A 24716-nucleotide genomic window follows, 5' to 3' on the forward strand; every position below is an offset into this window, starting at 1 on the left:
CATTTCGTGTTGTGGATCACAGCACGTGTCAGTGTGGACACTAAGGAGATCGACATGAGCGTAGGACAACGCTCCGCATCAGGCGCCGGACAACCCGGCAAGGCCGGAAAAGCTGGAAACGCCGGACAACCCGCCGGAGCCGGCAAGGGCGCAGGGCTCAAGAAGATCGTCGCCGCTTCAATGGTTGGCACGGTGGTGGAATGGTACGAATTCTTCCTCTACGCCACCGCCGCAACCCTGGTCTTCGGCAAGTACTTCTTCCCGCCCACGGGTAACGGCCTGGACGGCATCATCCAAGCCTTCCTGACCTACGCAGTAGGCTTCGTGGCCCGGCCCTTGGGCGGTATCGTCTTTGGCCAGATCGGCGACAAGCTCGGACGCAAACCCACGCTGCAGCTCACCATCGTGATTGTCGGCGTGTCGACGTTCCTCATGGGCTGCCTCCCCGGCTTCGCCGACCTCGGTTACTGGGCGCCGGCCATGCTCGTGGCACTCCGCTTCATCCAGGGCTTCGCACTGGGCGGCGAATGGGGCGGCGCAGTGCTGCTAGTAGCGGAACACAGCCCCAAGGAGTCCCGCGGATTCTGGTCAAGCTGGCCGCAGGCCGCCGTTCCCGTCGGCAACCTCCTCGCCACGCTGGTCCTCTTCATCATGTCCACCACCCTCAGCAGCGCAGCCTTCCTCGGCTGGGGCTGGCGTGTGGCCTTCTGGCTCTCCGCCGTGATCGTCTTCGTGGGCTACTACATCCGCACCCACGTGACGGAAGCGCCGATCTTCCTTGAGGCGAAAGCCCAGGTGGAGAAGGAACAAGCCGTCAGCTACGGCGTCGGCGAAGTCCTGCGCAAGTACCCCAAGGGCATCCTCCAGGCCATGGGTCTGCGCTTCGCCGAAAACATCATGTACTACCTTGTGGTGAGCTTCTCGATCGTCTACCTCAAGACCGTGGACAAATACGACACCTCCTCCTTGCTGCTCGCCCTGCTGATTGCACACGTCATCCACTTCGCGATCATCCCGCAATTGGGCAGGCTCGCAGATAGCTGGGGCCGCAAGCCGGTCTACCTGATTGGTGCCATCAGCGGTGCCACGTGGCCGTTCTTCGCCTTCCCCATGTTCGACACCAAGAACCCCGTGGTGATCGTTGCGGCCGTGGCCATCGGTCTCTGCCTGCACGCCTTCATGTACGCAGGACAGCCCGCCATCATGACTGAGCTCTTCCCCACCCGGATGCGCTACTCGGGCGTCTCCCTCGGCTCCCAGGTCACCTCGATCTTCGCCGGTTCGCTTGCACCACTCTGGGCGACCCAGTGGCTCAAGGACACCGGATCCTGGCTCCCCACCGCCATCTACCTGGCGATCGCCTGCGCCATCACCGCCGTCGTCGTCCTGACCCTCAAGGAGACCCGCGGCGTGGCGCTTGAGGATGTTGACAAGGCCGACGCCGTCCGCCACGGCCTGCCTACCGGAGCCCGCGCATGACTTTGGAAGGCCTCGGCTCGTTGAACGGCCGCAAGGCGCTTGTCACCGGCGGGGCGAGCGGGATCGGGGCAGCGTGCGCCACGGCCCTCGCCGCGCGGGGCGCGAAGGTTGTAGTGGCCGACGTCGACGCCGCCGGAGCCACCGCGCTCGCCGACAAGCTGGGCGGCACAGCATGGGCTGTCGACTTGCTGGACACCGACGCGTTGGCCGGGCTGAGCCCTGGATTGCGACATCCTTGTCAACAATGCCGGCATCCAGAAGGTTGCTCCGATCGAGGAGTTCGATCCGGCAGAGTTCCGCCGGATCGTTGCCCTCATGCTCGAAGCGCCGTTCCTGCTCATCCGGGCTGCGTTGCCGCACATGTACGCCAACGGGTTCGGCCGGATCATCAACATTTCCTCGGTCCACGGATTGCGGGCCTCGGCGTTCAAGAGCGCGTACGTCTCGGCCAAACACGGGCTCGAGGGGCTCAGCAAAGTGACGGCCCTTGAGGGTGGCCAGCACGGCGTGACATCCAACTGCATCAATCCGGGCTACGTTCGCACGCCGCTCGTCGAGAAGCAGATTGCCGACCAGGCCATCCTGCACGGAATCCCCGAATCCGAGGTCCTGGCCAAGGTCATGCTGACCGAGTCCGCCGTGAAGCGCCTGGTGGAGCCCGAGGAAGTAGCGTCGCTGGCCGCTTGGATAGCGTCCGACGACGCCGGCATGGTCACCGGGGCCAGCTACACCATGGATGGGGGCTGGTCCGCCCGCTGACGCCACCGAGGTCCTTCGACGCGGCGTCTCCCCGCGCGGCGTCCGGCCGGGCGGGGTCCGGCCGCCGACGCGGCAAAACAACTCGCTTGGCCCGGCAATCCGATGCCCGTGATCGCCGGGCCAAGCTGCCTTTCGTGCCGTAGGCTGGAGTCGCGTACGAGGGGGAAACGATATGGCGCTCGATCCGGTCAGTCTCAAGGTAGCCCTGGGCGTGGTCGCGCTGACACTCTGTGTGCTTTTCTTCGGATCGTTCCGCCGGACCCGCTCGCCGTACAGCGGCTGGTGGTGCCTGGCCCTTGTTTTATTGTTGAGCGGGAATATGGCGTACCTGCTCACCGGTACATCCCAGCAGGTCTGGGCCGGTCCCCTCGGCAACGCCTTGCTGGTTGCAGGTGCCTTCAGTGTCTGGGCCGGCTCGCGCTCTTTGAGATTGCTCCCGACCCCGCGGTGGCAGCTCCTTGCCCCACCTATCGCCACGGTTGTGGCTTCTACGCTGGAGAACCCAGCCACCAACGCCTGGTCCGGTGGCTTCGTGTATTTGGTCCTGATGGCCACGGGCATGATCTTGGCAACGGGTGAGCTTTGGCTTTTGAAGCCCAGCGATTCGCGCGCCCACCGCTCCCTGGCCTTGGCCGCGGGGGCCCTTGCTGGATTCTTCCTCTGCCGGGCGGTCGCCTATCCCATCGAGGGACCCGAAGGGCCGGCCTTCGGCACCTACCTCAGCCCCGCGGCAACCACGGTGGTCACCCTGGTCCTTCCTGGTCAGGGTGTCCTTCAGCATGACGACGCTGAGCAACGAGCAGCTCATTAATGGACTCAACGAACGGGCCACGCGCGACGGATTGACGGGACTCCTCAACCGCACGGCCTTCATGGAGCTGGCCGACCAGGAAATCCACAGGCTGCATACTTCCGGATCAGTCTCCACCTTGATCCTTGCCGACCTCGACCATTTCAAGGCGCTCAATGACAGCCATGGTCACGCTGCCGGTGACGCCGCCATCCAGGCCTTCGCGGCGGCTTGCCAAGAGTCGGTCCGGCACACGGATCTGATTGGTAGGTACGGGGGAGAGGAATTTACCATCTTGCTTCCGGGGGCCAGCCTGGAGAGTGCCGGAATCGTGGCGAGCGAAATCAGCCGGCGATTGGCCGCGGCAAAGTCCCCCGAAGGGATCACCTACCCCACTGTGAGCTATGGCATTGCTCCCAGCTCGATCGCCGGCGCAGAAGTGGCGCACATGATCGTCGCCGCCGACAAGGCCCTCTACGAAGCCAAGTCCCTCGGGCGGAACCGCGCGGTCTGCGCGACGCCGTAGCTGGTGTCATGAATCGGGTGGCTGAAATCCCTGCGGCAGCCATGTTCACCACGGCTTCCTCAACTGGCGGTAGTCGTAATAGACCACGGTTCCGTCCCTTGGCGAGGTCGTCCGCAAGCCAATCGATGGGCCCCTGATGACCGCCACGACGCCTTCTTTGCAACCGTTGAAAGGATCGTCCCCCGCCAGGTAGTCGCCAACCCTGAACGGGGATGACACCGCATTGGCCTGCGCCGCCGCCTGGGAAAATAGCCGTCGCAGCCGCGAACCCAGCGTGACGGGGCCAGGCGGCCGCAACTGGAAGGTGTCTCGAGGAACGGCACCCCTTGGGGAGGAATCAAACATCAGAACCACTCCTTACGCAGTCGCGATGGACCCACGTTAGGCGCCAACCCCATGCGAAACATGAGTGACTTTCACCCGTTATGCAACAAGGGCCACTCACGTCACTTGGCCCACTACTCGGAACGGGAAGTCCAGGTCAAGCAAGTGGTGACCCGAGTGGTCACTGGCAAAAGACGGGTAGGCGGTACGCGCGCCTTGCCGGGTACCAATCCCTAGGCTCGAGGCAAATGTTCCGTCAGTTCCGGGGGCTGTTCGGTATCCCGTTCTGCGTGCCGTTACGGCTTCTTGAGCCATAGCCAGATGGGTTTTTTCACGAGCTTTCCAGAGTGAGCGGGGAACTATGAAACAAGTGGCAAAAGCAGGAATCATCGCCGCAGGGGTGGTCGCCGTCGGACTCGCGGGCGCGATCACGCTCAATGCCACGCAGACGGCATCGCATTCAACGGCTGGAGCCGCCCCGTCGGTCACCGTCAGTACTGCTTCTAGCGCCGCTGGCACAGGTGCCGTGGGCTCAGGCGCAGCGGGTGCCGCGGGTGCCACCCCGACGGCGCCCGCCGCCAGTCCTTCCGCCGGCGTGACACCTACGGCTGCTACGGCCCCTTCAGCCGCCCCTTCGACTTCCGGCCGGCCCGAAGCGCCTGCCACCGCAGCGCCAGCTCCGGCTGCACCCGCACCGGTGGCACAAGCACCCGCAGCGCAGGGCCTCGATGCAGCCGGGATCCTGCGTATCCAGGACATGTGCACCGCTCGGCTGAAGGCCGACGCCGCCAGCTCCGGAACGGTGACCGGAACGGTTGTACCCCGGCCATTCAGCATTATCTCCATCGCCTTCGCCGGGGCTCCGGTATCGTCGGCAGCGGCTTCGGGACAGACGTCGTACGACGTCGTGATGAAGATCGTCACCAAGCTCGCGGACGGTCCCACCCAGGACGGTCAGCGGGTTTGCCGAACCTACGATTCAAGCACTCACGTGGATTGGCTTCCGGCCGGTTAGCGCTTGGCGACGATGGGCATCGAAGCCGTTTCGTCAGCGAGCTCGGCCCGGACCCGGCCGCCGTCGCGCACCCACAGCTTGTAGGCCAGCATCAGCAGGCCGAGCCACACAGCGCCCACGTACAAGGCCACGCGCGTGTCTTCGAAGACGCCCAGAATGACGATCACCAGGGCCATGAATGCGATGGTCAGGACGGAAGCGGCAGGCCACCACGGCGAGGGGAATTCCGACGCCGGCAGCCCCTTCCGCTTGATCTCCCGTTTCATGGCGACGTGTGACGCCAGGATCATGACCCACACCCACACTGTCGCGAACGTGGCGATGGACGCGATGATCAGGAAGACGTCCTCGGGGATCACGGCGTTCAGGATGACGCCCACCAGCAGGATGCCGCCCATCAGGACCACCGTCATCCAGGGAACTCCGTGGCGCGAGATTTTGCCGAAGATCTTCGGAGCATGTCCCTGCTGGGACAACCCGAAGAGGATGCGTCCGGCGCCGAAGATGTCGGAGTTGATCGCGGACAACGCCGACGTGATGACCACGGCGTTGAGGATGTGGGGCGCCGCGGGGATGCCGAGACGGCTGAAGATCTGCACAAACGGGCTGCCGTTGTTCCCGATCTCATTCCACGGGAACAGGCTCATGAGGACGCCGAGCGTCAGGACGTAGAACAGCAACACACGCACGGGGACGGTGTTGACGGCCTGGGGAATGACCTTCTTGGGGTCTGCTGCCTCGCCCGCGGTGATACCGATCGTTTCGATCCCGCCAAAGGCAAACATCACGACGGCGAACGAGGCCAGGAGCCCCTCGAACCCGTTCGGGAACAGGCCGCCATGGTCAACGAGGTTCCCCAGACCCGGTGCCACACCGCCGGTGCCCGTTTGGAAGCCAAATACGATGATCGCCGCACCGCCCGCAATCATGGCGATGATCGCCACCACCTTGATGAGAGAAAACCAGAACTCGAGCTCCCCGAAGACCTTGACGCTCAAGAGGTTCATGGCGCCAAGGATCAGGATGATCGCCAAGACCCAGATCCACCGGTCCACTTGCGGGAACCAGAAGCCCATGTAGATGCTGAATGCCGTCACGTCGGCAATCGCCACGATGGCCATTTCGAAAACGTAGGTCCAACCCGTGATGAAGCCTGCGAGTGGTCCGAGGTACCGGCTGGCGTACTGGCCGAAAGAACCTGAAACGGGGTGGCGGACGGCCATTTCGCCGAGCGCGCGCATCACCATGAAGACGGCTGCGCCACCGATCATGTACGCGAAGAGAACCGACGGGCCGGCTTTTTGGATGGCAGACGCTGAACCGTAGAAGAGGCCTGTTCCGATGGCCGAACCGAGCGCCATGAAGCGGATGTGGCGGACATTGAGGCCACGGCTGAGAACGGTGGTTACCGCCCCTTCGACAACTTTGGCGGCCGGCGTCCTGACGGCTGTTGGGGCTTGCTGCATACGAATACCTTCTCGTCATTGGGAGGGGGACTGTTAACCAGCAGACCATTTCGGAGCGTCCTGTGATGGGTCTCACGGGACATCGTTGTCTCGGTTCTCAGACGCTGCGCCACTTTGCTGTTGATGACGCTGGTCGTCGTGTGCGCAAATGTCTGGTATCCCAGACACATTAATATCCTGATTGGCTTTCCGATCTGCCTCGCGGGGCGCACGCTTAAGTACGGTATCCCGGACACTTGGCCCGTCGAGGCTGCCTTTGGTGGCGCGGAGGGGCATGCCGGGCATTACCGTGCACTCGAAGAGGAGCCATGACCATCCAGCCGTCCACTCAAGCCAGGGCCGCTTCCAAGGTCCCCGCTGCCGAGAACACCCTGCGCATTCTGAAGTTGCTCGCATCCCGGCGCGGCCCGATGGCAGCGTCCAACATCGCTACTGCGTTGGGCTTACCCCGGTCCAGCGTCTATCACCTGCTCGGCGTCATGGAGGCCAACGGATTCGTCCTGCACCTTCATGAGGAGCAGCGCTACGGGCTGGGCATCAGTGCCTTTGAGCTTAGCTCGGCGTATTCGCGGCAAGAGCCTTTGTCGCGGTTGGGCCGCCCCATGCTGGCCGCCCTCGTGGATGGGATCGGCGAGAGCGCTCACTTGGCCGTCCTGCATGGCCGCGATGTGCTCTACATCGTGGAAGAGCGGGCCAAGAACCGCCCGTCCCTGGTGACCGACGTCGGGGTCCGGCTTCCCAGCCACCTCACCGCCAGCGGGCGGGCCATCTTGGCCGCGCTGCCGAAATCGCAGGTCAGGGCCCTGTATCCGAACGCCGCCGCGTTTACTGCGCGGCATGAGATGGAATCGCCCATCATGAAGTACTCGGCCCTGTCCTCGCATCTGGACCAGGCCCGGCAGCGCGGCTACGCCACCGAACACGGCGAGGTCACGCCCGGTTTCGGCTCGGTAGCCGCCGCCGTCACCGACCATTTGGGATGGCCGACGGCGGCAGTCGCCGTGACGTTCCTCGAGGACCGGGTGCCACCCGAGGAATGGCCCGCGCTGGCTGCGCGAATCCAAAAAACCGCGGACGAGCTGTCCATTCGCATCCACGGCCGCCCCTCCTAGCCCGCCTCCTCCACCCCGACTAACCCGCAGTACATGTCCTTTTGAGCCCCCAGAACGATACCTACTGCGGGCGGCGGTGGGGACTAGTTGAGTCTGGCATTCCGGACAGTACCCTCTCCAAAGCCGTTCCAAGTCGGTTGCGGAAGGGCTCTACTGGATACAGAAGGACTTACACCCAACAACTTCCAGAGACGAAGGAGTCACCATGGCACCCGCTGATTTCACTACCGGAGCTCGTCCGGTCAAGGCCGCCCGGGGTACGGAGCTGACCGCGAAGAGCTGGCAGACCGAGGCGCCGTTGCGCATGTTGATGAACAATCTTGACCCGGAGGTCGCCGAGCGTCCGGATGACCTGGTGGTCTACGGGGGCACGGGACGTGCGGTGCGGTCCTGGGCCGCGTTCGATGCGATCACCCGGACCTTGGAGACCATGGAGAAGGACGAGACCCTGCTGGTGCAGTCCGGCAAGCCGGTGGGTGTGTTCCGGACGAACGAGTGGGCGCCCCGGGTGTTGCTGGCGAACTCGAACCTGGTGGGGGACTGGGCGACGTGGCCCGAGTTCCGGCGCCTGGAGGCCGAGGGCCTGATGATGTACGGGCAGATGACGGCCGGGTCCTGGATCTACATCGGCACCCAGGGCATCCTGCAGGGCACGTACGAAACGTTCGCCGCCGTCGGGAACAAACTCGCTGCCGCCAGGCAAGACACTGCACGCATCCCCGCGGGTGCCTCCGCCGTCGAAGGTTCCGCTGTTGCCGGTTCGGTTGAGGGTCCTTTGGCGGGGACGCTGACCCTGACCGGTGGGTGCGGTGGGATGGGCGGCGCCCAGCCGCTGGCGGTGACCCTGAACGATGGCGCGTGCCTGATCATCGATGTCGACGAGACCCGGTTGCGCCGCCGCGCCGGCAAACGCTACCTGGACGAGGTCGAAACCGATTTGGACGCCGCGATCGCCAAGGTGAAGAAGGCCAAGGACGAGCGCCGCGGCTGGTCCGTCGGGTATGTCGGCAACGCCGCCGAGGTCTTCCCGGAACTGCTGGCCCGCCACAAAGCCGGCGAGCTGAGCATCGACGTCGTGACCGATCAGACCAGTGCCCATGATCCGTTGTCCTACCTGCCCGAGGGCATGACCGTGGCCGAATGGCACACCGAGGCCGCCGTGGACCCGGAAGGGTTCACGAAGAAAGCCCAGGCCTCCATGGCCCGCCAGGTCCAGGCCATGGTCGAATTCCAGGACGCCGGGGCCGAGGTCTTCGATTACGGCAACTCGATCCGCGACGAGGCCCGCAAGGGCGGCTACACCCGGGCGTTCGAGTTCCCCGGCTTCGTGCCGGCCTACATCCGTCCGCTGTTCTGCGAGGGCCTGGGCCCGTTCCGCTGGGTCGCGCTCTCCGGTGACCCCGAAGACATCGCCGTGACCGACAAAGCGATCAAGGAACTGTTCCCGGAAAACACGCACCTGCACAAATGGCTCGACGCCGCGGCCGAACGGGTCGAGTTCGAAGGCCTGCCCGCCCGGATCTGCTGGCTCGGCTACGGCGAACGCGCCAAGGCCGGCCTGTTGTTCAACCAGCTCGTGGCCGAAGGCAAGGTCAAGGCCCCCATCGTGATCGGCCGTGACCACCTGGAACTCAGGCTCCGTGGCCTCCCCCTACCGGGAAACCGAGGCCATGGCCGACGGATCGGACGCGATCGCGGACTGGCCCCTGCTGAACGCCCTGCTCAACACCGCCTCCGGCGCGACCTGGGTCTCCATCCACCACGGCGGCGGGGTCGGCATCGGCCGCTCCATCCACGCCGGCCAGGGCCTCCGTCGCCGACGGCACCGACCTCGCCGCGCAGAAACTCGAACGCCTCCTGACCAACGACCCCGGCATGGGCGTCATCCGCCACGTCGACGCCGGCTACGACCGCGCCGTCGAAATCGCCAAAGAACGCGGCGTCCGCATCCCCATGAACGAAACCCGCTAAACACCACCCGGGGCCCAACTAACTCGCACTAGATGTCGTTATGAACCCTCAAAACGACACCAACTGCGAGTCAGTTGGGTGAGAAAAGGAACATACAGTGACAGTCACAGCAACATCCCTTGGCCGGCAAACGGTCATCCTCGGCTCCAGCGGCGTCACGCCGGAGGACGTCGTCGCCGTCGCGCGCTACGACGCCAAGGTGACCATCTCCCAGGAAGCCCTGGACACGGTGGCCAAAGTCCGCGCCCACATCGATGACCTTGCCCACAGCGAGGTGCCGGCGTACGGCGTCTCCACGGGCTTCGGCGCCCTGGCCAACCGTCATATCCCCAACGAACTGCGCACCCAGTTGCAGAAGTCGCTCATCCGCAGCCACGCTGCCGGCATGGGCCCGGCCGTGGAGCGCGAAGTGGTTCGCGGCATCATGTTCCTCCGCGCCAAGACCCTGGCATCGGGCCGCACCGGCGTCCGTCCCGTGGTCCTGCAGACCATGGTGGACGTCCTCAACGCAGGCATCACCCCCGTGGTCCGCGAATTCGGCTCGCTCGGTTGCTCCGGCGACCTCGCGCCGCTGTCCCACTGTGCCCTGGTCCTGATGGGCGAAGGCGAAGCAATGGGTCCCGACGGCGAACTCCACGGTGGCGCCGGCCAGAAGACAGTCGCTGAGCTGCTGGCCGTACACGGCATCGAGCCGGTGGTCCTCGCGGAAAAGGAAGGCCTGGCGCTGGTCAACGGCACTGAGGGCATGCTCGGTATGCTCCTGATGGCCATCGCGGACCTGCACTTGTTGCTCACGACGGCGGACATCACGGCCGCGCTCAGCGTCGAGGCGCTGCTCGGCACGGACCAGGTGTTCTTGCCCGAGCTGCACGCGGCCCTCCGGCCCCACCCGGGCCAGGCAGCTAGCGCCGACAACATGCTGCGCGTGCTCTCGAACTCGCCGATCGTCGCCTCGCACCGCGTCAATGACACCAAAGTCCAGGACGCGTACTCGCTCCGCTGCGCACCCCAGGTTGCCGGCGCTGTCCGCGACACTGTGACGCACGCCGAGCTGGTTGCCTCCCGCGAGTTGGCAGCTGCTATCGACAACCCCGTGGTCCTCCCGGACGGCCGCGTGTCTTCGAACGGCAACTTCCACGGCGCTCCAGTGGCCTACGTGCTGGACTTCCTGGCCATCGCCGTCGCGGACTTGTCCTCCATCGCCGAGCGCCGCACGGACCGCATGCTGGACCCGGCCCGCTCGCATGGACTCCCGGCGTTCCTTGCCGATGATCCCGGCGTGGACTCAGGCCTCATGATTGCCCAGTACACCCAGGCCGGCTGGTCTCGGACAATAAGCGCTTGGCCGTCCCGGCATCCGTGGACTCCATCCCGAGCTCCGCAATGCAGGAAGACCACGTCTCCATGGGCTGGCACGCTGCCCGCAAGCTCCGCAAAGCCATCGAGAACCTGCGCCGCGTCCTGGCCGTGGAACTCGTAACGAGCGCCCGTGCCCTCGACATCCGCACCAAACTGTCCGGCGGCGAACTTACGCCGGGGCCGGCTGGCACCGCCGTGATCGAGGTGCTGCGCGGCGTCGTCGACGGTCCTGGAACTGACCGTTTCCTCTCACCTGAGTTGGAAGCGGCGGACCGTTTGGTTGGCGCCGGCGAGGTTCTCGCGGCCGCCGAATCCGCCGTCGGAATTCTCGCCTGACGCCGAACAAAATACTGTTCGAGTGAACAATAGGAAGCGCCCCGGAAATGTTTGGCAATACGCGCCCCGGGGCGCTTTCTGTGTAGTAAAACTTATGGAGTACGGCATGTCCACGCCGACGATGCCGTGGGCCTGCCGGGAACATCAAAATACAGAGAACATCCACAAAGGGGTAGAAGTTCAATGAAGGCACGCGGGACAGTCCTGTCCAGGCGAATCGCACAGTCCGCCGTCGTTTCCAACTGGGGAACGTTGAAGGTGGGGGAGCGGATCGAAGTCGTAAAGCACGCACACGTGGTCGCGGCAGGGGAGGTGCAGGAAGTCTCGGGCAGCGGCAATGTTGTATGGCTTGAACCCGCAGGACCTGGCGCCGATGAAGCCGCCAAGCAGCTTTTCATGAAGTCCGACGGCGTGGAGTTGCGCCGGGTGTAGAGGTTTTACTCCCCGAGTTTGTGTACAGATAATGCCCTTTAAGACCGGTCTTAAGGGGCATTATCTGTACACAAACTCGGCGGCGCCTGGGGAACCTACGCGGCGACGATCTCGCGGGTCTGGCCGAACGGCACGGACTCGTCCAAGGCCACGGTGTAAGTTCCGGGCTCGTGGCGGGTCACCAGGATCCCGAAGCGGCCGTTTTCGGCTGCCGCTTCGATGAGCGTGGCGACAGCGCTGTCCAGTCCGGCGTGGACTTCGTCAACCGACGAAAAGGACAAACGGATTTCTTGACGTTCCAGGGTGGAAGTGGTCATTGGGGGGGCCTCCTTCTGCAGGGTGCCGCGGGGGGAGCGGCATTCCTGCATCAAAAGATAGCAAAGTGTCATGGGATGTCTGTCATTTTGGGAGCTGGATCACGGGCCGGGTCGCCTGATCCCTACCCCAGCAGCGTATTTACCAAACGCGCAGCCACCTTGGCGGTGCGTGAATCGATGTCGAACTCCGGGTTCAGCTCGGCGACGTCCAGGTGCAGGAGCTTTCCGCTCGCGGCTACCTGCCGGCACACGGAGGTGATGACGGGCAGCGGCACGCCGAACGCCGCGGGAGCGCTCACCCCTGGAGCCACCGACGCCGGCATGACGTCGAGGTCGATCGTCAGGTAGAGCACGTCCACGCTGTCCAGGAAATCCGCTACGAACTCCCTCACCGCCTCCGTGGAGCAGTCCTCGTCCAACAGGTACTTCACGCCCAGCCGGTCTGCCGTCTCGAAGAGCGTGCGAGTGTTGTTGGGCTCTGAGATTCCGACGACGGCGTACTTCAGCTCGCGACCGGCGGCGGCTTCCGCGCGTGCCATCTGGAGGAACGGTGTGCCCGAGCTCGGCACCTGCTCGTCACGCAGGTCGAAATGCGCATCCAGGTTCAGGACGCCGAGCCGCTTGTCGGAACGAACGGCCTCCGAACCGGCCACGCCCAGGTAGCTGGCGAACGCGGTCTCGTGCCCGCCCCCGAGCAGCACAGTGAGGCTGCCGGCGTCGAGCAGTCCCGAAACCATGCGGCCGGCGCGCTCCTGCCCGGCCTCAAGGGAACCGTCCTCCACGACGACGTCGCCGGCGTCGAACACGTCCCGCTTCAGATGGAAAGCCAGCGGACCCAAGGCGCGCCGGATAGCCTCCGGCGCGGCTGCTGCACCGGTGCGGCCCTTGTTGCGGCGCACGCCTTCATCACTGCAGAAACCTACGACGACGGCGGGTCGGGAGCCCGCTCCCGTCCCGCCGGGGGCTGGTACACCGGGGGCGACGGCTTGCCACCAGCGGCGGTGCTCATCGCCGTCGCCGTCGAAGCGGCCGGTCCACCGCGACGGGCGGACATCAGCGGTGGGGCGGACAACGGCAACAGCGGCGGAAATCTCCATGGTTAAAGCTCACAGCATGACGGAACCGAAAAACACCACTTGGCTCCGGAGGTTGTCCGGTATTCCGGAAAGAGCTACTTGATGCCCAGGATTTCCTCGACCGGACCGATCCCGAAGAACAGCAGGAAGGCCGCAGCCACAGCCCACATGAGCGGGTGGACTTCGCGTGCCCGGCCCTGGAAGGTACGGATGAGCGCGTAAGAAATGAAGCCGGCGCCCAGGCCGTTCGCGATCGAGTAGGTGAACGGCATCAGGGTCATGGTCAGGAACGCGGGGATGCCGACACCCCAGTCCTGCCAGTGGATCTTGCCCACCTGGGACACCATCATGAAGCCCACTACCACCAGGGCAGGGGCGACGGCCTCGAACGGGACCAGGTTGATGAGGGGGGTGAAGAACATGGCGACGAGGAACAACAGGCCTGTGACGATCGAAGCCAAGCCGGTCCGCGCGCCTTCGCCGATGCCTGCGCCGGACTCCACGAAGATCTGGTTGGAGGACACGGACGAGCCGCCACCGATGATCGCGCCGAGCGCGTCCACCTGCAGAACGCGGTCCACGTTGGGGATGTTTCCGTGCTTGTCGATGTTTCCGGCTTCCCTGGCCAGGCCCACCATGGTGCCCATGGCGTCGAAGAAGATGCTGAGCAGGATCACGAAGGCCAGTAGGGTGGCCGCAATGATCCCGAGGTGCTGGAAGGCGCCGAAGGGATTCGCCTTGCCGATGAGGGACAAGTCTGGCGCGGCCCACTCGGTGAACTTCGGGGCCACCAGGGACCAGCCGCGGGGGTTGTAGGTCTTGCCGTCGAAACTGGGACCGATGTGCAGGGTGAATTCAAGGATGGCGGCGAGGGCTGTGGAGACGATGATCCCGATCAGGATGGCCCCACGCACTTTGCGGACCACCAAGGCGATAGTCAGGATGAGTCCCACGACGAACACCAAGGTGGGCCAGCCAAGCAGTTTCCCGTCAACGCCCAGGCCCAGAGGAACTGTGGTGCCGGCGGCGTCGGGGATACGGCGCACGAAGCCGGCATTGACCAGGCCGATCAGGGCGATGAAGAGCCCGATGCCTACCACGATCGCAGTTTTCAGTGCTTCAGGAACCGCCTTGAAAACCGCGGTCCGGAACCCGGTGAGCACCAGGATCAGCATGGTCAGGCCCGAGAGCATCACCAGGCCCATCATGTCCGGCCAGGTCAGGCCCGGGTGCGAGGCGATCGTGACAGCGACGAAGGCGTTGACGCCCAGGCCGGTGGCTATCGCGAAGGGGTGCTTGGCCCAGGCGCCCATGAGGATCGTCATGATGCCGGCCACGAACGCCGTGGTGGCGGCGACGGCGGCGAACCCCAAGGACGCGCCACTCGAGTCCGATCCCGAAAGGATCAAGGGGTTGAGGACCACGATGTAGCTCATGGCAAAGAAGGTGGCGAAACCGCCTCGGATTTCTCGCGAATAGGTGGATCCGCGCTCCGAGATCTTGAAGTAGCGGTCGATGGCTGAGCCCTGTTTGAGCATGGGGGTCTCCGGGGATCGGGGAAGTGTGCCCTCAAATCCTATCCCCCGGCTTCGGGCCTCCCGTGAATTCGCCTAGTCTGTAAGGAATCCAACACCAAAGGGAGTCATTCGCTCATGCGCCCTATCCGCCAGCTGCTGGCCGTCGTCGTCGCTTTCACTGCGGTTCTTTTCTCTGCCGCCCTGTTTTCTGCGGCCCCCGCCTTCGCGCATGACGTCGCCGAGTCCACCACGCCGGCCAACGGTTCAACAGTTGCGAGCGTCCCGGACTCCGTGTCGATCACTTTCAGCAACCGGCCACTCTTGCTCGGTTCGCAGATCCGGGTCAACGACGCTTCCGGCAAGGACTGGGCAGACGGTTCAGTGCAGATCGTGGACAACGTGGTGTCGCAGAAGCTCCTGCCAGGAGCCCCAGCCGGGCCGTTCACCGTGATTTGGCGCGTCGTCAGTTCCGATTCCCACCCCATCGAGGGCACCTTCAACTTCACCGCGAAAGCAGGGAGCACGACGTCGGGCGGCGCCTCCTCGGGCACGCAACCCGGCGCTGTGGTCCCCACGGCCGGCTCAGCAGCGCCGGGTTCGGCGGTGGCACCCGACAAGGCACCCAATGCGTCCGAGCCGTTCCCTTGGAGCATTGTCGGCTTCGCAGTGGTTGCAGCGGGGCTGCTGGTGTTCCTGGGAGTCACCGCACGACGCCGGCTGGCAGGCAATGGCGAACCCGACGAGGGCGAAGATGACGAGGAAGATTCGTAAGTTTTGATAGCGCGAACTGGCAGTTGATGCCCTCAAAATTGCGTTTTGCGGGCATCAACTGCCAGTTCGCGCGTGGTTTTAGGCGCGGGTGGTTTTAGGCGCGGGTGGATTTAGGCCAGCGCGGGAACTGCGGCGAAGGTGCCAGTCAGTGCTGAGTGGACACTGTCCGGGTGGACCTTGGCAGAGATCGCCTGGCCCACCACCTTGGCTTGGCGCAAGACTTCCTTCGGGGAAGGGGTAGCGAGCTCGCCGACGCCCACCAAATACATTCCAATCGCGCGCATAGCTGCGACGAGGTTCTGGCCGACGGCGATGCCGAGCTCCGCAAGCATCCGCCGCAACTGGCTCTGTCCGCAACGCGTCACAACGATGTGGTCGGCCAGAAGAACCCCGTTGGCCGTGTGCACAGCCCACTGGTGCGATGCAATACCGGGTGAGGCCAAACCCGCTGAGGCCAAACCCGCTGAGGCCAAACCCGCTGAGGACGGTTCCGATCCCGTTGAACCAGCTTCCGTGTCCAATACCAGAGAGCCAGCCACCAAGGAGCCGAGGGCAGCTTCGTCCAAGCGGTCCAGGCGGACCGCCTGCGTCGTGTTCCGCACATCGAGCCTATGGCTGGACGCGTAGTTGCGCAGGTGCCTGAGGATTTCGATCCGCTCCCGGAGGCGCGCGGCGTCGACCGCGTCGCAGAGCTGCAGGATGCCGGTGTTGAGGGAATGTGAGGCGCCGGGGACATGCAATCCGTCCACCACAATGGCATCCACGCCGTATCGGCTGAGCTCGCTGGCTACTGCCAGGCCGGACATGCCGGCACCGATGACCACGGCGGTGGTCCGTTCCGTACTCGCTGCAGGCATGGTTGACACAGCTTGGCTCCTCCTAGAAAAAGGTGCGTTGCCAAAAGGCAACACCAGAGTGGCGTCCGGGTCCCCAAGCGGCCGCGAATGAAGGCCGTTGATGTGTTGAAAAACACGATCCCCGGTTATCAGTGCCTCGAACACTACAGAAGAAATCGCGTGCTGGGTAGCCCCATCACCGGCATGTCTGCCACAGCGTTTTTCAGGCCGGGATCCTGCCGAATCCACGTGCTTCGGAGGTTTTCCACATACGCTACTTCCCGCTTGATTCGACCATTGCAAACGAGAATAGTAATCATTGGAGACCGCAACTCACGGCAGTCAAGCGAGAAACACGTTGTGGGCGCGGCCTCTGGCAGAATAGCCGCAACATCAGCCAGTAGTGCGAGGAGGCGGGCCCCATGGACCAGCACGGCAAACACTCTGAAAGCCATCACGTAGAGACCGAAGGCAACGGAGAGGAACCATCGATTGCCCCGGGCGGCATCGTGGTGGGCGTTGACGGCAGCGAACACGGCCAATGCGCCCTGATCTGGGCTGCCCGGGAGGCCGAACGCAGGCAACTTCCCCTGCACGTGGTCACGGCCTACTCCGTGCCGATCTTCGCGGCGTCCGGCTTGGACGGCGGCTATGCAACAGTGGACGACTCCGTTATCCGGGACGGCGCGGAGGCAATCGTCAAGCAGGCCCTCGAGAGGGTCTCCAGCTACTCCATCGATGTTGATGGATCGGTGGAGAACGGAGACGCTTCCGGAGTGCTTCTCGATCTGTCCGAGACGGCTGAGCTCCTGGTCTTCGGAACCCGGGGGCGTGGAGGATTCGTGGGCAGGCTCTTGGGCTCGGTCAGTAGTGCCCTTCCCGCGCACTCGAAGTGCCCCACGGTGACGGTCCCGCTCTTCTGCGCTGACCGCCTTGGCGAAACAACGGAGGACAAGCACATCAAGGCCGAGCGCGCCAAGGCCGGTCCGCGCGTGATCGAGAATGTGGTGGCTGTGGGCGTCGACGGTTCCGAGCAGGCCCGGGTTGCCGTATTGGAAGCCGCAGAGCAAGCCCAGCGCATGGGCGCCAAGCTGCGTGTGATCTGTGCCGTGCCTGAGTACAGCGGCTCATTGGCCTGGGTTCCAGCACCTCTGGACCGGGAGGCACTCTTCAAGGACATCAGGATTCAGTTGGACGCGGGCTTGGCGTGGCTCAAGAGCCACTTCCCCAAGCTCCCAGCGGAAACCCAGTTGCTGGACGGCTCGCCTGTGGAAGTTCTCGTGGAGGTGAGCCGCGGCGTGGAACTTGTCGTGCTCGGTACACGCGGGCGGGGAGGCTTCGCCGGAATGCTGCTCGGATCCACGTCGGACGGCGTCTTGCACCACGCCAAGGGACCCGTATTGGTTGTTCCCGACCGCGAAGATCCGCGGCTTTCGGACCGTGTCAACTTCGGCCCGATGCTCGGCGCCGTATAGCAGGCAGCTTCCAAGGACCGGCGGACGGGCGGCAACGATGGTGGAGACCCCAAGGTCAAAGGAAGGGCCAGGGACGCCTCGCGCTTCATTGTCGAGCTAAGCCGGATCCGGGCAACCATGCTTCCAGAGGTCGGGGGCAAGGCGGCCAACCTCGGCGAACTGGTCTGGGCGGGACTTCCGGTCCCGCCCGGGTTTTGCGTGACCACAGAAGCTTATCTGCGGGCGCTGCAGCCAAGCGGAAATCCCGGATTCGACAGTGATAGCCAAGGACCGGGAATGCTCACGGATATTGTCCGCGGCCTCGAGACTATGGACCCTGCGACTCAACGGGCCTCGCGTCTCTTGCTGCCCGCGCCAGGGAGGCAGTGCTCGACGCCGGGATCCCCACCGACGTCGAGAGCGCCGTTCGCTCGGCCTATGCTGCTCTTGGCGTGGAAGCCCCGGTGGCCGTCAGGTCCTCTGCAACGGCCGAGGACCTGCCCTTTGCGAGTTTTGCGGGACAGCAGGACACCTACTTGAACGTCGTGGGGATCGATTCCGTGCTGCAGGCGGTCCGCAAATGTTGGGCCTCGTTGTGGACGGACCGTGCGGTGAGCTACAGGGCAAGCACCGGGATTGACCACGCGACCGTGACCCTCGCCGTCGTCGTTCAACGGATGGTGGACGCTGACACCGCGGGGGTGTTGTTCACAGCCAATCCGGTCACTGGGCGGCGCCGGGAGGCGGTCATCGATGCCAATCCCGGACTCGGTGAGTCCGTGGTCTCGGGCGCGGTGAATCCGGACCACTTTGTGGTGGATTCACTCACTGGAAGGATCACTGAGCGAAGGATCGGGGACCGAAAACTGGTGATCCGTGCCCTTCCAGGGGGCGGAACCGAAAGGCTTGACGCGGCGGCGTCGCAGGACAGAAGCCCGGCAGGCCGGAGTGCTTGCCTGGACGACGCTCAAATCAGGGCGCTCGCGGACCTCGGCCAGCGCGTCGAAGAGCACTACGGAGCGCCGCAGGACATCGAATGGGCCATCGACGGCGACGGCAAGCTGTGGCTCACCCAAGCCCGCCCCATCACCACGCTCTACCCTCAAATGACCCGCCAACCCGCGGTTCCCGGTCCCCACGCGTACCTTTGCTTCAGCCTCGCCCAAGGCCTCACCCGCCCCCTGACTCCCATGGGCCTCGCGGGCATCAGGCTGATGGCGTCCTCGGTGGCCGGCGCGGCGGGATTCCGGGTTCCCGAACCGCGGGACGGCCCTTCGCCTTACTACGAGGCGGGGCAACGGATCTATTTTGACCTCACGTCGGTGTTCCGGAGCAAGGTTGGGCGGGCCATCGTGCCCAGGGTCTTCGACGTCATGGAATCACGTTCGGCGAACATCATGCGCGCCTTGTTCGAGGACACGCGTTTCGCCGTCACCAGCAAGACGCCCTTCAAACTGGTCAGGCACGTTGCCCCGATCGTGCTCCGCTTCCGCCTTCCGGAGGCCCTGCTGCGCGCGCTCTTTCGGCCGGACGTTGCCCTCGGCAAGGTGAAACGGCTGGGCAGGAACCGTCAGACCGCGCATGGAGCCGCCGGTGCCACGCCTCGTGAAAAACTGGACCACGCCGAGCGGATACTACGCGAGGAATTGTTCCCCATACTGCCCAATACCCTGCCTCCGGTAGCGCTCGGGTTCGCGATGATCGGGTTGGTCCGGAAAATACTTGGCGAACAGGCCTCATGGGGTGAGCTCCAAACCGTCATGCGCGGCCTGCCCAACAACGTCACCACTGAAATGGACCTTGCTCTGTGGCGGCTTTCGACCAGTATCCGTGACGATCCCGCTTCCGCGGAGGCCTTCACTGCCGGCGAGCCCGCTGCGCTTGCGGAGACCTATCTCGACGGCGGCCTGCCCGGGGTTGCGCAATCGGGTTTGACGGCGTTCCTGCGCGACTACGGGCACCGGGCCATCGCGGAAATCGATCTGGGCATGCCCCGCTGGTCCGACGACCCCACCCACATCATCGGGGTCCTGGTCGATTATCTTCGCTTGGAGGATCCTCGCATGGCGCCGGACAAACAGTTCGAGAAAGCAGCCCACGACGCCGAGGCGCAGGTGGCCGTGTTGGTGGCCCGGGCGCGGTCCAAGAGTCCGCTCCACGCGAGGATCGTGAAAATGGCCCTTGAACGGACACGCATGTTTGCGGGACTCCGTGAGCTTCCCAAGTACCACCTCGTGCTTGGCTTCGCCGCGGTCCGCGCCCAGATTGGGGTGGTCGGCGAGGCTCTCGCGAAGGCCGGACGAATCGACGATGCCGGCGACGTCTTCTTCTTGGATTTCGACGACGCTCACCGCGGCCTCGACGGCGCGGATCTCCATGCCTTGGTGGCTCAGCGGCGGGAATCCTATGCGCTTGAACTCAAACGCCGGCACGTACCCCGCGTGCTGCTCTCCGATGGAACCGAGCCCGAGGCCTTGCCCACCGGGTTCCCGGGCCGCGGGAACGGCGGCCAAGCGTCGGACGGCATGCTCCCGGACGGCATGCTCGCTGGGAACCCCGGCCTCGGCGGGCACCGCGACAGCTCCTGCCAGAGTGATCATGGACCCCGTCGGCGCGCACCTCGAACCAGGAGAAATCCTGGCGGCACCTTCCACGGATCCCGGCTGGACGCCGCTCTTCCTGACTGCGGCAGGTCTCGTGATGGAGATGGGCGGGCCCAACTCCCATGGCGCCGTCGTCGCCCGCGAGTACGGGATTCCGGCAGTCGTGGGCGTTCCCGATGCCACGGCCCGCATCAGTTCGGGCCAAATTATCACGGTGGATGGCGCAGCGGGCACAGTGGTTCCGGAACGGTGAGACGTGCCCACCGTGCCAGCCCGCTGGGCCCACTAGGCCCACTAGGCGTGCTGGGGGGTCTCGTGCGCCGAGTGGCCCGCCGGTTCCAGCTGGAAGGTGCAATGCTCGGTATCGAAGTGTGAGCCGAGGCAGGAGCCTAGCTGGTCCAGGAGCCGGTCTGCGCCTGTGGCATCGAGGATCCGGTCCTCCACCACCACGTGCGCCGAAAAGACGGGAACGCCGGAGGTGATGGTCCAGATGTGGATGTCGTGAACTGCCACTACGCCCTCAACAGAGAGGATGTGCTCGCGGATCATCTTGACCTCCACACCCTTGGGGGTGGCCTCCAGCAGGACATCAACCACGTCGCGCAGCAAATGCCACGCCCTGGGCAGGATCATGAGCGAGATCAGGATGGATGCGATAGGGTCGGCGGCCCGGAAGTCGGTGGTCATGATGACAATCGCGGCGGCGATGACTGCGAACGAACCCAACAAATCGCCCAGCACTTCAAGGTAAGCGCCGCGGACGTTCAAACTCTCCTTCTGGGCTCCCTGCAGAATGAGGAGCGAAACCAGGTTGGCGACGGCACCCAAAATGGCGGCAAAGAGCATGACGTCCGTGTGGATTTCCGGTGTCTCCCCGAAGCGGCGGAGTGCCTCGATGAAGATCACCACGGAGATCACGATCAAAATGAGGGCGTTGGCCAACGCGGCCAGGACTTCGGCGCGCTGGTATCCGTAGGTGCGTTGATCGCTCGGCGGCCGGGTGGCGATCCACGCGGCGAGCAGCGCAATGGAGACGCCAGCGGCGTCGGAGAGCATGTGGCCTGCATCAGCCAGCAGCGCGAGCGAGCCGGAAACGACGGCGCCCGCCACCTGGACAACCACCACGGCCAGGGTGATGCACAGGACAGCAACAAGCCGCTTCCGATGCTTGCCGGTTGCGGTGACGCCGTGTGAATGGTTGTGATCGTGCCCCATGGCTCTAAGGCTATCCCCAGCCGAGTTCATGCAAGCGATCGTCGCCGATTCCGAAGTGGTGGGCAATCTCATGGATCACCGTAATAGCCACCTCGTCGATGACTTCCTGGCGCGATGCGCAGATATCCAGGATCGGTTGCCGGAAGATGGTGATCCGGTCCGGGAGGGAACCGGCATCCCACCACGAATCCCGTTCCGTCAAGGGCACGCCCTCGTAGAGGCCAAGAAGCACCGTGCCCGGAGCGTCACCCGGCTGCGGCGTGTAGTCGTCCTCGATAAAGATGGCCACGTTGTCCATGGCCCGGGCCGCCTTATCCGGGATCAGGAGAAGGGCGTCGCCGACGGCCGCCTCGAAGTCTTCCGGAGACATCTTGAACGGCGCCTGACTAAGCGGCGCCTCGCCAAGACCCGCCGCACCATAATCTGGGGTACCAAAATCCGGGTTACCAAAGCGCGCCTCGCCGGAACCAGGAAGCGGGGAGAAACTACGTGCGCCGCCGGGGGCATCACCGTCCGGGATGATCGGCAGGCCGGGAGGCAAAATCGCGGACATATCCTGACTCTAGTCCGCGGCGGGGCGATTGACGCCGGTTGTGATGACAGCTACAGTCTTCCGCGGTGGTAATTCGTATGACTCGGCCCAGGGTTAAGCCCACGCAGCCGTGCGAATCCTGTGACAAGCCCCACACCAAGGAACAGGAACCGCATGAACTCCCACGCGCCCCACGCGCACGAGCCGCTCGACGTCGTCGTGGTCGGCGAGGCGCTCATTGACATCGTCCACTCGCCCCAAGGCCAAACAGAGTACCCAGGCGGCTCGCCGGCAAACGTGGCCTACGGGCTCGGTCGGCTCGACGTGAAGGCCGGACTGCTGACCGCGGTCGGGCGCGATTCGCGCGGCGAGTCCATTGCGGCGCACCTGGCTGGCGCCGGCGTGGTTGTCCTTCCGGGATCGCAATCGCTTGCGAAGACCGCGACGGCGACGGCGGAGATCGCCGCTGACGGTTTGGCCGAGTACACCTTCGACATTGAGTGGAAGCTGGCACCCGCAGCCCTCCCGTACGCGCCGAAAGTGCTCCACACGGGGTCGATCGCCACCTTCCTTGAGCCCGGCGCGTCTGTAGTGAGGACCCTCCTGGAACAGGCGCAGGGCGCATGCATTGTCACGTACGATCCCAACATCCGCACGGACCTCCTTGGCAGCCACAGCGAGGCGCTCCGCATTTTCGAGGAGCTGGTGCCGCTGACCAGCGTCGTGAAGCTCAGCGACGACGACGCTTTCTGGCTCTATCCGGGCAAGTCCTTGGAAGAGAGTGCGAAGCACATCCTGGGCCTCGGCGCGGGCCTGGCCGTTGTCACGCGCGGCGCGCGCGGATCCCTGATGGCGACGCCGCACACCCAGCTGACGGTTCCGGCGGTGACGTCGGTGGTGGCCGACACCATCGGCGCCGGCGATTCGTACATGTCGGCGCTGATCCTTGGACTGCTGCTGCGCGGCAGCCAAGGGCTGGCGCCCACGGTCCTCGAACGAATCGGCCAGACCGCGTCCATGGCCGCGGCCATTACCGTCGGCCGCCCCGGGGCCAACCCGCCCACCCACCGCGAACTTCTCGCGGGGATGGCAAGGTAGCAGCGCGGCTTCCTAGCGGGACCTGCGCCGCGTCAGCCCCACGCCGATCAGGCAGATGACGCCGCCAGCCAAACCCCAGATGGTGGGGATCTCGTTGAGCAGCGCCCAGGAGATCAAAATCGTGGTGCCCGGGACCAGATAGGTGGTGGCTGCGAGCTTCCCGGCCTCGATCAGGGACAAGGCGTACGCCCAGGTGGTGAAAGCAATGGCCGTGGGAAAGATCCCCAGGTACACCAGGCCGAGCGTGGCCGGAAGGGGAGCGGCCTGCACTTCGGTCACCAACTGGCCGGCCCACGGCAGGCAGCAGACGGCCCCCACCATGATGCCGAACCAGGTGGCCTGCGCTGCGGAGAACTTTCGCAGCACCGGCTTCTGGACGATCACGCTCACCGCGGCGAGCACGGCGGCGAGGAGGCACAACAGCACTCCGGCGACATCCGCCGTCGAACGCTGTCCCGAACCAAGCGCGATCAGCGCAACTCCGCTGAACGCCACGAGGCTGCCGATGATGAGCCAGCGCGGAAAACCTTCCTTCAGGATCACGCCGGCCATCACTGCGATCAGGATGGGCGAGACGTTGATGAGCATCGCGCTCGTTCCCGCATCCAGCATGTGTTCGGCAGCGTTTAGGGCCAGGTTGTAACCCGCGAACCACATGACGCCGTAGGCCAGGATGGGCCACCATTCGCGGCCTTTCGGCCAGCGCTTGAGCCGGGGCAGCGCGACAATACCGAGCGCGACGGCGGCAACCGCCAGCCGTCCGAGCGTCAAGGAGCCGGGGGAGAAGCTGGGTCCTACGGCGCGAATGCCTACGAATGCGGACGCCCAAAGGACAACGGTGACGATGACGGCGGCAATGCCGAGTTTGCTGATGTTCCGGGAAGTTGTGGTCGCCGGAGGGAGAGGGGTGCTTGTGGCCATGATGCCAATCTAGTCGGCTCGAGGCAGGACGGACTGGCGGAATTCGGACGTCTTTCATCAAGAAACCGCCAACTCCGACGGGGTCGCGTTGATCGCTGCTTTGAGCCCCTGCTTTGGGTCGCTGCTTTGGGTCGCTGCTTTGTGGCGATCATGCGGCGATTTGGGAATATCCCTGACTATGCTCTAAAGTTTTAGAGTCCAGTTCGGACGAGCGAGAAGCGGGAAAACGCATTGCGTTTAGCGCCCGTCGCCAATTCGGATTGTTCCTGGCCCCCATCGTCTAGCGGCCTAGGACACCGCCCTTTCACGGCGGCGGCACGGGTTCGAATCCCGTTGGGGGTACGCAAGGAACTGGTCCAGCCGGTCTGAAAAGTCTGGTAGGCTGGAAGCCTTGAAAAAAGCGGTAGAGATACTGCAAACAAGCAAGGCCCTGTAGCGCAGTTGGTTAGCGCGCCGCCCTGTCACGGCGGAGGTCGCGGGTTCAAGTCCCGTCAGGGTCGCTTTGATTGCCGGAAGAAATTCCGGCTTTCATGGTGACATTGTCACCTAAGGCTCTGTAGCTCAGTTGGTAGAGCGTTCGACTGAAAATCGAAAGGTCACCGGATCGACGCCGGTCGGAGCCACCACTGGGAAGCGTCAGTTCTTCGGAACTGGCGCTTTTCTTCATTAGTGCCAAAAAGCCGCAAACCGGGTTATGGACCAAAAGCTCCAATAGCGCGGATTATTGAACATCCCCTCACACTTTGTATTCCCCTTTGTCTCCGCCTTGTCATAGCCAAGCGCTAGGGTGGTACTCAACAGAAGGGG

19 protein-coding genes, 3 tRNA genes and 5 pseudogenes are annotated in these 24716 nt (G+C 64.5%); 18 read left to right on the forward strand and 9 right to left on the reverse strand.

Annotated features, from left to right (window positions below; translation table 11 throughout):
- Positions 1–54 precede the first annotated feature (54 nt).
- The 4 genes and pseudogenes from ACF0H6_RS14355 to ACF0H6_RS14370 all read left to right on the forward strand — a co-directional run bounded on the left by ACF0H6_RS14355 (position 55) and on the right by ACF0H6_RS14370 (position 3554).
- Positions 55–1479 (forward strand): MFS transporter, encoded by a 1425-nt coding sequence (locus tag ACF0H6_RS14355; protein WP_395250292.1) that lies wholly within the window; start codon positions 55–57, stop codon positions 1477–1479.
- A pseudogene (locus ACF0H6_RS14360) lies at positions 1476–2238 on the forward strand (3-hydroxybutyrate dehydrogenase). Before ACF0H6_RS14355 ends, ACF0H6_RS14360 begins: the two are co-directional and overlap by 4 nt.
- 172 nt (positions 2239–2410) lie before the next feature.
- Entirely contained in the window at positions 2411–3049 is a 639-nt protein-coding gene (locus ACF0H6_RS14365) for a hypothetical protein (RefSeq protein ID WP_395250293.1), read from the forward strand.
- The gene (locus tag ACF0H6_RS14370) at positions 3018–3554 is read left to right on the forward strand and encodes a GGDEF domain-containing protein (protein ID WP_395250294.1); all 537 of its coding nucleotides are present in this window, start codon (positions 3018–3020) and stop codon (positions 3552–3554) included. Before ACF0H6_RS14365 ends, ACF0H6_RS14370 begins: the two co-directional genes overlap by 32 nt.
- Positions 3555–3599: 45 nt before the next feature.
- Here the strand turns inward: ACF0H6_RS14370 and ACF0H6_RS14375 are convergent, their stop codons facing one another.
- A complete protein-coding gene (locus ACF0H6_RS14375) occupies positions 3600–3899 on the reverse strand; it encodes a hypothetical protein (RefSeq protein WP_395250295.1) in 300 nt (99 codons plus the stop codon).
- Between the two features lie 349 nt (positions 3900–4248).
- On the opposite strand from ACF0H6_RS14375, the gene ACF0H6_RS14380 reads away from it, so the two are divergent.
- The gene (locus tag ACF0H6_RS14380; RefSeq protein ID WP_395250296.1) at positions 4249–4893 is read left to right on the forward strand and encodes a hypothetical protein; all 645 of its coding nucleotides are present in this window, start codon (positions 4249–4251) and stop codon (positions 4891–4893) included.
- On the opposite strand, the gene ACF0H6_RS14385 is transcribed toward ACF0H6_RS14380, so the two are convergent.
- Positions 4890–6359 (reverse strand): amino acid permease, encoded by a 1470-nt coding sequence (locus ACF0H6_RS14385; RefSeq protein ID WP_395250297.1) that lies wholly within the window; start codon positions 6357–6359, stop codon positions 4890–4892. The two genes, ACF0H6_RS14380 and ACF0H6_RS14385, sit on opposite strands and share 4 nt — an antisense overlap.
- 308 nt (positions 6360–6667) lie before the next feature.
- Between ACF0H6_RS14385 and ACF0H6_RS14390 the strand changes: the two genes are divergently transcribed.
- From ACF0H6_RS14390 to ACF0H6_RS14405, 4 genes and pseudogenes are all read left to right on the forward strand, one after another.
- Positions 6668–7471, forward strand: a complete 804-nt coding sequence (locus tag ACF0H6_RS14390) for an IclR family transcriptional regulator (protein WP_395250298.1) — start codon at positions 6668–6670, stop codon at positions 7469–7471.
- Between the two features lie 205 nt (positions 7472–7676).
- Positions 7677–9442: pseudogene (locus tag ACF0H6_RS14395) on the forward strand (urocanate hydratase).
- Positions 9443–9539: 97 nt separating this feature from the next.
- Positions 9540–11137 (forward strand): annotated as a pseudogene (gene hutH, locus ACF0H6_RS14400) (histidine ammonia-lyase).
- A gap of 183 nt (positions 11138–11320) precedes the next feature.
- Positions 11321–11569, forward strand: a complete 249-nt coding sequence (locus ACF0H6_RS14405; RefSeq protein ID WP_395250300.1) for a hypothetical protein — start codon at positions 11321–11323, stop codon at positions 11567–11569.
- 95 nt (positions 11570–11664) lie between these two features.
- Here the strand turns inward: ACF0H6_RS14405 and ACF0H6_RS14410 are convergent, their stop codons facing one another.
- From ACF0H6_RS14410 to ACF0H6_RS14420, 3 genes are all read right to left on the reverse strand, one after another.
- Complete coding sequence (locus tag ACF0H6_RS14410; protein ID WP_395250301.1) at positions 11665–11886, reverse strand: hypothetical protein; 222 nt, start codon at positions 11884–11886, stop codon at positions 11665–11667.
- A gap of 122 nt (positions 11887–12008) precedes the next feature.
- Complete coding sequence (gene hutG, locus ACF0H6_RS14415; protein ID WP_395250302.1) at positions 12009–12983, reverse strand: formimidoylglutamase; 975 nt, start codon at positions 12981–12983, stop codon at positions 12009–12011.
- A 74-nt stretch (positions 12984–13057) separates the two neighbouring features.
- On the reverse strand, positions 13058–14500 hold the full coding sequence (locus ACF0H6_RS14420; protein WP_395250303.1) for an NCS2 family permease: 1443 nt from the start codon (positions 14498–14500) through the stop codon (positions 13058–13060).
- Between the two features lie 114 nt (positions 14501–14614).
- Between ACF0H6_RS14420 and ACF0H6_RS14425 the strand changes: the two genes are divergently transcribed.
- A complete protein-coding gene (locus ACF0H6_RS14425; protein ID WP_395250304.1) occupies positions 14615–15250 on the forward strand; it encodes a copper resistance protein CopC in 636 nt (211 codons plus the stop codon).
- 110 nt (positions 15251–15360) lie between these two features.
- Here the strand turns inward: ACF0H6_RS14425 and ACF0H6_RS14430 are convergent, their stop codons facing one another.
- Entirely contained in the window at positions 15361–16107 is a 747-nt protein-coding gene (locus ACF0H6_RS14430) for an NAD(P)-binding protein (RefSeq protein ID WP_395251314.1), read from the reverse strand.
- Between the two features lie 401 nt (positions 16108–16508).
- On the opposite strand from ACF0H6_RS14430, the gene ACF0H6_RS14435 reads away from it, so the two are divergent.
- From ACF0H6_RS14435 to ACF0H6_RS14450, 4 genes and pseudogenes are all read left to right on the forward strand, one after another.
- Positions 16509–17561, forward strand: a complete 1053-nt coding sequence (locus ACF0H6_RS14435) for a universal stress protein (protein WP_395250305.1) — start codon at positions 16509–16511, stop codon at positions 17559–17561.
- Between the two features lie 117 nt (positions 17562–17678).
- Positions 17679–17786 (forward strand): annotated as a pseudogene (locus tag ACF0H6_RS14440) (PEP/pyruvate-binding domain-containing protein); the annotation flags it as partial.
- Positions 17787–17926: 140 nt separating this feature from the next.
- Positions 17927–18595, forward strand: a pseudogene (locus ACF0H6_RS14445) (PEP/pyruvate-binding domain-containing protein); the annotation flags it as partial.
- A gap of 1543 nt (positions 18596–20138) precedes the next feature.
- Positions 20139–20396 (forward strand): PEP-utilizing enzyme, encoded by a 258-nt coding sequence (locus ACF0H6_RS14450; RefSeq protein ID WP_395251315.1) that lies wholly within the window; start codon positions 20139–20141, stop codon positions 20394–20396.
- Positions 20397–20437: 41 nt separating this feature from the next.
- On the opposite strand, the gene ACF0H6_RS14455 is transcribed toward ACF0H6_RS14450, so the two are convergent.
- The gene (locus tag ACF0H6_RS14455; protein ID WP_395250306.1) at positions 20438–21358 is read right to left on the reverse strand and encodes a cation diffusion facilitator family transporter; all 921 of its coding nucleotides are present in this window, start codon (positions 21356–21358) and stop codon (positions 20438–20440) included.
- A 10-nt stretch (positions 21359–21368) separates the two neighbouring features.
- Positions 21369–21911 (reverse strand): metallopeptidase family protein, encoded by a 543-nt coding sequence (locus ACF0H6_RS14460; protein WP_395250307.1) that lies wholly within the window; start codon positions 21909–21911, stop codon positions 21369–21371.
- A 153-nt stretch (positions 21912–22064) separates the two neighbouring features.
- Here ACF0H6_RS14460 and ACF0H6_RS14465 point away from each other — a divergent pair, with 153 nt between their 5' ends.
- A complete protein-coding gene (locus ACF0H6_RS14465) occupies positions 22065–22988 on the forward strand; it encodes a carbohydrate kinase (protein WP_395250308.1) in 924 nt (307 codons plus the stop codon).
- 12 nt (positions 22989–23000) lie between these two features.
- Here the strand turns inward: ACF0H6_RS14465 and ACF0H6_RS14470 are convergent, their stop codons facing one another.
- Positions 23001–23909, reverse strand: coding sequence for a DMT family transporter (locus tag ACF0H6_RS14470; protein ID WP_395250309.1), 909 nt, complete (start codon positions 23907–23909; stop codon positions 23001–23003).
- A gap of 269 nt (positions 23910–24178) precedes the next feature.
- Between ACF0H6_RS14470 and ACF0H6_RS14475 the strand changes: the two genes are divergently transcribed.
- From ACF0H6_RS14475 to ACF0H6_RS14485, 3 genes are all read left to right on the forward strand, one after another.
- Positions 24179–24251, forward strand: a tRNA-Glu gene (locus ACF0H6_RS14475).
- A gap of 84 nt (positions 24252–24335) precedes the next feature.
- A tRNA-Asp gene (locus ACF0H6_RS14480) sits at positions 24336–24409 on the forward strand.
- Positions 24410–24459: 50 nt separating this feature from the next.
- Positions 24460–24535: transfer RNA gene (locus tag ACF0H6_RS14485), tRNA-Phe, on the forward strand.
- The last annotated feature ends 181 nt before the right edge of the window (positions 24536–24716 follow it).

This window comes from Arthrobacter sp. NA-172 (assembly GCF_043952055.1).
Taxonomy (GTDB): domain Bacteria; phylum Actinomycetota; class Actinomycetes; order Actinomycetales; family Micrococcaceae; genus Arthrobacter.

Bases quoted from the DNA above. Each gene is read 5' to 3' on its own strand.
- ACF0H6_RS14470 (WP_395250309.1), bottom strand. From the start codon at position 23,909: ATGGCCACAAGCACCCCTCTCCCTCCGGCGACCACAACTTCCCGGAAC.
- ACF0H6_RS14370 (WP_395250294.1), top strand. From the start codon at position 3,018: ATGACGACGCTGAGCAACGAGCAGCTCATTAATGGACTCAACGAACGG.
- ACF0H6_RS14430 (WP_395251314.1), bottom strand. From the start codon at position 16,107: ATGCCTGCAGCGAGTACGGAACGGACCACCGCCGTGGTCATCGGTGCC.
- ACF0H6_RS14420 (WP_395250303.1), bottom strand. From the start codon at position 14,500: ATGCTCAAACAGGGCTCAGCCATCGACCGCTACTTCAAGATCTCGGAG.
- ACF0H6_RS14375 (WP_395250295.1), bottom strand. From the start codon at position 3,899: ATGTTTGATTCCTCCCCAAGGGGTGCCGTTCCTCGAGACACCTTCCAG.
- ACF0H6_RS14390 (WP_395250298.1), top strand. From the start codon at position 6,668: ATGACCATCCAGCCGTCCACTCAAGCCAGGGCCGCTTCCAAGGTCCCC.
- ACF0H6_RS14460 (WP_395250307.1), bottom strand. From the start codon at position 21,911: ATGTCCGCGATTTTGCCTCCCGGCCTGCCGATCATCCCGGACGGTGAT.
- ACF0H6_RS14405 (WP_395250300.1), top strand. From the start codon at position 11,321: ATGAAGGCACGCGGGACAGTCCTGTCCAGGCGAATCGCACAGTCCGCC.
- ACF0H6_RS14450 (WP_395251315.1), top strand. From the start codon at position 20,139: ATGGACCCCGTCGGCGCGCACCTCGAACCAGGAGAAATCCTGGCGGCA.
- ACF0H6_RS14410 (WP_395250301.1), bottom strand. From the start codon at position 11,886: ATGACCACTTCCACCCTGGAACGTCAAGAAATCCGTTTGTCCTTTTCG.
- ACF0H6_RS14465 (WP_395250308.1), top strand. From the start codon at position 22,065: ATGAACTCCCACGCGCCCCACGCGCACGAGCCGCTCGACGTCGTCGTG.
- ACF0H6_RS14425 (WP_395250304.1), top strand. From the start codon at position 14,615: ATGCGCCCTATCCGCCAGCTGCTGGCCGTCGTCGTCGCTTTCACTGCG.
- hutG (WP_395250302.1), bottom strand. From the start codon at position 12,983: ATGGAGATTTCCGCCGCTGTTGCCGTTGTCCGCCCCACCGCTGATGTC.
- ACF0H6_RS14385 (WP_395250297.1), bottom strand. From the start codon at position 6,359: ATGCAGCAAGCCCCAACAGCCGTCAGGACGCCGGCCGCCAAAGTTGTC.
- ACF0H6_RS14435 (WP_395250305.1), top strand. From the start codon at position 16,509: ATGGACCAGCACGGCAAACACTCTGAAAGCCATCACGTAGAGACCGAA.
- ACF0H6_RS14355 (WP_395250292.1), top strand. From the start codon at position 55: ATGAGCGTAGGACAACGCTCCGCATCAGGCGCCGGACAACCCGGCAAG.
- ACF0H6_RS14365 (WP_395250293.1), top strand. From the start codon at position 2,411: ATGGCGCTCGATCCGGTCAGTCTCAAGGTAGCCCTGGGCGTGGTCGCG.
- ACF0H6_RS14455 (WP_395250306.1), bottom strand. From the start codon at position 21,358: ATGGGGCACGATCACAACCATTCACACGGCGTCACCGCAACCGGCAAG.